Annotated in this window: 7 protein-coding genes; 6 read left to right on the top strand and 1 reads right to left on the bottom strand. The window is 39.5% G+C overall.

Features of this window, described 5'->3' with window-relative positions; all coding sequences use genetic code 11:
• Nucleotides 1-131 precede the first annotated feature (131 nt).
• Entirely contained in the window at nt 132-1598 is a 1467-nt protein-coding gene (locus DBR11_RS22280) for a GntR family transcriptional regulator (protein WP_108554816.1), read from the bottom strand.
• Between the two features lie 528 nt (nt 1599-2126).
• On the opposite strand from DBR11_RS22280, the gene DBR11_RS22275 reads away from it, so the two are divergent.
• From DBR11_RS22275 to DBR11_RS22250, 6 genes are all read left to right on the top strand, one after another.
• On the top strand, nt 2127-2945 hold the full coding sequence (locus DBR11_RS22275; RefSeq protein WP_108554815.1) for a hypothetical protein: 819 nt from the start codon (nt 2127-2129) through the stop codon (nt 2943-2945).
• Between the two features lie 116 nt (nt 2946-3061).
• Nucleotides 3062-3586 (top strand): MauE/DoxX family redox-associated membrane protein, encoded by a 525-nt coding sequence (locus DBR11_RS22270; protein ID WP_108554814.1) that lies wholly within the window; start codon nt 3062-3064, stop codon nt 3584-3586.
• Between the two features lie 53 nt (nt 3587-3639).
• Complete coding sequence (locus DBR11_RS22265) at nt 3640-4332, top strand: Crp/Fnr family transcriptional regulator (protein ID WP_108554813.1); 693 nt, start codon at nt 3640-3642, stop codon at nt 4330-4332.
• Nucleotides 4333-4504: 172 nt separating this feature from the next.
• A complete protein-coding gene (locus tag DBR11_RS22260) occupies nt 4505-4996 on the top strand; it encodes a MauE/DoxX family redox-associated membrane protein (RefSeq protein WP_108554817.1) in 492 nt (163 codons plus the stop codon).
• Between the two features lie 2 nt (nt 4997-4998).
• Entirely contained in the window at nt 4999-5448 is a 450-nt protein-coding gene (locus DBR11_RS22255) for a MauE/DoxX family redox-associated membrane protein (protein ID WP_108554812.1), read from the top strand.
• A gap of 92 nt (nt 5449-5540) precedes the next feature.
• Entirely contained in the window at nt 5541-5822 is a 282-nt protein-coding gene (locus tag DBR11_RS22250; RefSeq protein WP_108554811.1) for a hypothetical protein, read from the top strand.
• The last annotated feature ends 100 nt before the right edge of the window (nt 5823-5922 follow it).

Below are 5922 nucleotides of genomic sequence, written 5' to 3'. Positions count from 1 at the left end.
GTGATGAAGCTATCATGTGCTACCAAATTCTATTCATATCGGCTTGTGTATTTCTGTACATGATGGTTTCATAAGTCTTTTGAAGTGTTTTTTCTTAAAAATTAGACGGGCTCAAGATAAACAAATTGGGTTTAATTTCCCCTCGAATTAAACTTTTCTTTGATCAGTTTAGCGGGCTCTTCTGCTTCTTTTACATCCCAGGTGCCATAACCCAGCCGGATATTGATTACACCGGGACCCGGCATTTGACTGCCCGGTGGGTATGGGATCTCGATACCCTGGTTTTCAATGGCCTGCATATAACCCAACAGGCTTTCTGCATGTCCAAATTCCAGCCAAAGGTTTAAACCGCTATCCGGAGTATAAATTTCTGCAATTCCATGCAAATAATTTTGCATCTCCATACTGATCTCATACCGGTGAATTTCTTTAGCCATTCTGGCCTTCTTTGCATATTTCCAAAGTTCTCCGCTCCGTAAAATATCTGTAATGACTTTCTCTTCAATAATATTCCGGTAACGGAATGGCTCCATGGGTACCTTTTTCAGCAGCGCAATAAATTCTGCGGCTGCGGCAATAACCCTGGTGTTTTGCATATAAGGTGTCAGTAAGCTCAATACCCCCAGATAGATCACATGTCCTTTGTGGTTGTATCTAACCAACGGGATATAGGGCTGGGGTTTGTACCAAAATTCGTGGTATTCATCTTCCTCCAAAAGGTAGAATTGATGTTCTTTGGCTAGACTAATGAGTTGTCTGCAAATTTCCGGACTCAGGTGGTTGTTTTCGGGATAACCACATTGAGGGCGTACATGGAGAACTTTGATTTTTTTATGCTGCAGTAAGTCTGATAGTTGATCCATGAATGTAGGGTCTACAGTGCTCAAGGCTATTGTTTCTGCACCAGATTTGTCCAGCGCTTCCTGGAGAATGAGGTCTTGAGGTGCTGTACTGATGGCAATGTCTCCGGGTTCTATCAGTACATGAAGCAAGGCGTCCAGACTTTCCCGCCTGCCCATGATCACCTCTAAAGATTGTGGATGGAGGTTAAATCCGCGCATTACATTAAAGTGGGTAAGGATGGCGTCTTTAAAATCCAGGCCCTGTGCATCAATAACCTGCTGGATTTGTTTTACGTTTTGATAGCGTTTGGTGTGGTACCGCATGTACTTGTAATACAGGCTTACGGGAAAATAATAGGGGCTGGGGATGTCAAAGCCTATCGTTGTAAAGTTTTGCTTTGGTTTTTCCGGATCCTGAGTTAATGGAGTAGGTGATCTTAACCTGACGGGCAAACGATCAATAGCTGCTGAAGCCGGATGGAGCGGATCATGGCCCGGATAGGTAGGGGATACAAAAATACCTTTTCCAGGTTGTGCAATCACCCAGCCCTGTTCCTGAAGCTTGTTGAATACACGTAAAATGGTATTTCTGTTGATGCCGTTTAACTGGGCAAGTTCCCGGTAAGGCGGTAAATAGGTGTTAGGTAGTAAAATACCTTCTTGTATGTTTTCAATGATGAATTCATACACTTGTGCCATGTAGAACCCCTCCATTAGATTGGGTATTCTCCACAACTGAGAGTCAATTTTTGTCATTTTTTTGAGATGAGATTAACTTAAATTTTAGCAAATTGAGCTTGATGATTTTCAAGACAAAAGAGGATCGGAAACTGGCACAGCATGTAAAATTTCAACTGGCCTACCTAAAAGCATTTTTCAAATTAGAGCTTTGCTGAGTGTTAAATTAATAAAATTTTGTTGAAGAGGCTAAAGGAGAAGAGAAATTTTTTGTAGAGATTAAAGTTAGGGGCTTTATTTTTTAGAAAATCGACACTTTTTGAATTTAGACAGACAAGCCAGGCCGTGGTATCATACAAGGGAGATGATACCCGGCTTTTTTTATGAGTTTTAAGTTAATTAATTTAATTCGAGGTTGTAACAAGATCAGGAATGGTCTGGTCCTGGTTCGTATTCCGTGCAGAGTAAGTCCGGAGTGAGTCCGGGTTTTTACGGAAAAACCCGGACTTACTCTGCTCTAACTGGGTATTAACTCAGGAGTAAAGGGGAACCAGGACTGGAGCAGGCTGGAACATAGTATATCCTTTAACCAAAATATAAATCGAAATGGCAAGATTTGATGGAAAACACTTAAGGGGTCTGGTAGGCCCAACAATTTCAAAGGTACACCGGGGCAAGCAGGTTATACAATCAAAAGCGGTAACTCCTAAAAGTGCCCTTACTAAAGGTACAAAAAATGCAGCAACAGTTTTTGGTTATGGGAGTAGCCTTGCTTGCGCCATAAGGAAAGCGTTTAATACTGTTGTTGCTGGTTTTCATGATGGAGATATGAACACCAGATTTCTTAATGAAGTATTGCAGTCGTTGCGCCAGGCCTTAGACGAGAAAACAAACCGGGTGATTTTGGAGGAGCTTGATTTTGCTGCACTGGATGGTTTTGACTTTAATCTTGGTTCGCCATTAAAAAAATCCTTATTGGTAAAGCCAGAAGTGATGGTTACGGGGAGTGTTTTACAAATAGAACTCCCGGAGCTGCAATTGCCGCAAGACCTCAAGTTCCTTAAAGGTGCTACACATTGTAAGTTAAACTGTACTGTGGTGTCTTTTGATTTAAAAAACGAGCGGATGCTGATGTACGAGGTATATACTGCAGATATCTCTTTTACAGATAAAACCTTAGCGCCACAGCAATGGATATTTGGAATAGAGCCGGGCTGTTTAACAGTGCCGGTTTTGTCATTGGGTTTTATGAAACATAAAATGGGAGGCCTGGTGATTATGAACAGTGAGAAGTTTAGCCCGGCCGCAATCTTAGAGACGGTTTTTAGCAGTGGGGAAATTGATGAAGCAACAACAAAAAAATGGCAGAAAATGAGGTTTTCTTCGAAGTATATAAAAAAGAAGTCTATAATTTACGAAGATTAGTTTTTTGTCAACTAACTGGCACAGTAGTAATTAACTGAACTGGCATAGCTGAAATTTCATCTCTGCTATTGAACTTTATATGGAATTAAATTAACAAAAATTAGTGGATACTATAAATGAAAACTCAGCTGTCAATAAACTTTCTTCGGGGAATTATCATCCGGGGCTTTAATTTTAGGAAACTTAATGACTTTGAATTTTTTGTATTTAAACGAAAGAGGTCGTATAACCTGGTTATAGGCCTGATCTGGCTGCTCTTTTTTCTCCTGTTTCTTTATGCCGGGCTAAGTGCACTTTTCCATAGTGAGCAGTTTTATGGTCAGATGTCCAGGTTGCCTGTACTTGGAAACTATGGAGGTATTCTGAGGTGGCTGGTTCCGGTTTCGGAGTTTTTGATTTGTATATTACTGATCCGCCCTGGACAAAGGAGGTTTGGTTTATATGGCTGTCTGGCTTTAATGACTTTGTTTTCAGTTTATATCATGCTTATGCTGAATTTTAGTTCGGTTATTCCTTGTAGTTGCAGTAGTGTTTTATCTGCATGGAACTGGGAAGAGCAACTGACCTTTAATGTGGTTGGTGTGATTCTGGCAGCAGCAGGGGTTTGTCTGCTTTCTGTATGTAAATATTCTGACTATTAGAGTATTGGCATAGTATGTATTCGTACTGCTGGCCTAGTAAAAAGTCTTTTCCAATGCAGAACTTTGTTGCTGCTATACAGCAAAATTTTGCCATGTACAACGCCCCTCAATTTACACCTATGAATTATTATGTAGAAGATTATAAAAGGGAATTGATCACCCGATATGTGCTGCCTGCTTTTGGACAGATGGTCAGTGATGAAGAAAGCAAGATCAATGAAATTGTGAAACGATGTCGTCTTCACAATGCGGTGAAATATCAGCAGCTGGAAAGTCCAGGCCCGGGATGGGAGGGACATTTGCTGTTTTCCATTCAAGCTATGGTCCATAGTTATTATTATAATATGGATAAAAGTTGCAGGTATGGTACCAATATCTGGAATAAATGCAGGTTTATATTTAATGATTCAGGTTTACTGGATGGTGAACCGAGAACCGATTATATAGAAATACTGGAGAGTGGTGAGGTGCTGTCGATCAGCTATGCTGATCTGCTGGATTTGATGGAGTACTATCCTGATATCAATAACGCGATACGGATATTGGCGGTTCGTCAAGGGATGCAGTATCGTAAACGGAATGCGCTGTTGCTACAGACGCCAATGGAACGGGTAAAACAGTTTATTACCGAAAACCAGAGTTTTATTTATTGCACCAGTCAGGAGGTTCAGGCCTTACATGTAAATCTGACCAGGGTGGGCTATGTACGGCAATTGGAAAAGCTGAATAGCTTAAAATTAATCTAAAGCATTTTTTGGTTTTTGCTATGGTATTGATCCGTAGTAGGTGAAGTGTGTATTTGTATACAACGGGATTGTATACGGGTATACATTTTTTCTGTATATGGGTATATAACACTGTCTTGCTTTTCCTGGCGAAATTTGGGTAATCAAAGTAATTGTTATGAACTCTAAGAAAATGAACTTTATATCTGACTGTTGTTTTAAAATTCTCGCAAATAGGGGCAAGATCGGCCGTGGTGTAATCGTAGAGGTTATATCCGGCCTTTTTTTCTTATTGTTCCTTTATGCCGCAACCAGTAAGTTAATGGACTATGATAAATTTCAGATCCAGATCGGCAAGTCTCCAATCTTGACGGATTTTGCAAGGGTATTGGTTTGGTTGGTGCCAGCTGTTGAGATTGGCGTTTGTTTGTTGCTGATTATTCCACGGACCATTATGTTGGGCTTGTATGGTTGTTTGTTGCTGATGGCCATGTTCACGGCCTATATTATAGCCATTTTGAATTTTAGTGATTCGATTCCTTGTAGCTGTGGGGGAGTACTGGCGGCGATGAGCTGGGAGCAGCACCTGGTGTTTAATGTGGTGTTTTTGTTGCTCGCTATTGTGGGGATTCTTTTACAGTCTAAAGTTGAACAAACGTTTGATTATAAACAATTAGAATTATAGAAATGGAAACGACACTTAAAGGGCGCTCTAATTTACGGCTGTCAGAGAAAACTAAAAGAATTATAGTGGATGTTATATGTTATTTATTTGTAGCTCTGTTTATATATACCGCTGCAAGTAAATTGATAGCAATGGATACTTTTAGGGTAGTTTTGGCTAACTATCCACTGATAGGTAGATATCATAGTGTGGTAGCATATCTAGTTCCTTTAACAGAAATCGGAATCAGTACGGCTCTAATTTTACCAATATCAAGAAAGAACGGTCTTATAGCTTCGATGATTCTAATGGTTTTGTTTTTGATTTACATATTATACATGTTTTATATTGATAGCGACCTTCCGTGTAGCTGTGGAGGTATAATCGCAAAGCTCTCCTGGAAAAATCATGTTTGGTTTAATTCAGGCCTAATTCTCCTGGCATTTATTGGATTAAAGATATATAAGAAATAAAAGATTTTGCGCGCGTAAAACAGGTAGAATGCCATAGCCTGTTTAAAGAAATATGGTAACCTTAAAACAAGAACCTTTTAATAATTTCAATTATGAAAAAAGTATTTTTAGGCCTATTAGTAGCAGGAGTTGCTTTAGGCGCTAGTGCATTTACCAATTTAGTTCCAACTACCTACTATGTTACTGGGTATGCAACAATCAACAGCCCAAATGATGCCTACTCATTCAGTACAACTCCAGTTACTTGTCCTTCTACAGGTGTTATTCCTTGTGAATTTCATACCAACGATGGTACTTTAGCTTCTCCTCAGTTAAAAAGTAAGATCGAGGGTCAAGTTGGGTTATCTATTGACGATACCCGTTCTAGTTTGTAAAATATGTACAATAAGGAGGATTTAAAACTCCTCCTTATTGTATACTTGTAAACATCAATAATTTTTCGATCTCTTTAAATAGTGCATTATGATTATATAG

It is taken from the genome of Pedobacter sp. HMWF019 (assembly GCF_003061025.1).
GTDB lineage: Bacteria > Bacteroidota > Bacteroidia > Sphingobacteriales > Sphingobacteriaceae > Pedobacter.
The sequence above is the reverse complement of the archived record's forward strand: the minus strand, read 5'-3'. Positions and strand labels throughout refer to the sequence as shown.

What these genes read in the sequence shown, in the direction of transcription:
- DBR11_RS22280 (WP_108554816.1), bottom strand. Translation starts at nt 1,598, where the DNA reads ATGACAAAAATTGACTCTCAGTTGTGGAGAATACCCAATCTAATGGAG.
- DBR11_RS22275 (WP_108554815.1), top strand. Translation starts at nt 2,127, where the DNA reads ATGGCAAGATTTGATGGAAAACACTTAAGGGGTCTGGTAGGCCCAACA.
- DBR11_RS22270 (WP_108554814.1), top strand. Translation starts at nt 3,062, where the DNA reads ATGAAAACTCAGCTGTCAATAAACTTTCTTCGGGGAATTATCATCCGG.
- DBR11_RS22265 (WP_108554813.1), top strand. Translation starts at nt 3,640, where the DNA reads ATGCAGAACTTTGTTGCTGCTATACAGCAAAATTTTGCCATGTACAAC.
- DBR11_RS22260 (WP_108554817.1), top strand. Translation starts at nt 4,505, where the DNA reads ATGAACTTTATATCTGACTGTTGTTTTAAAATTCTCGCAAATAGGGGC.
- DBR11_RS22255 (WP_108554812.1), top strand. Translation starts at nt 4,999, where the DNA reads ATGGAAACGACACTTAAAGGGCGCTCTAATTTACGGCTGTCAGAGAAA.
- DBR11_RS22250 (WP_108554811.1), top strand. Translation starts at nt 5,541, where the DNA reads ATGAAAAAAGTATTTTTAGGCCTATTAGTAGCAGGAGTTGCTTTAGGC.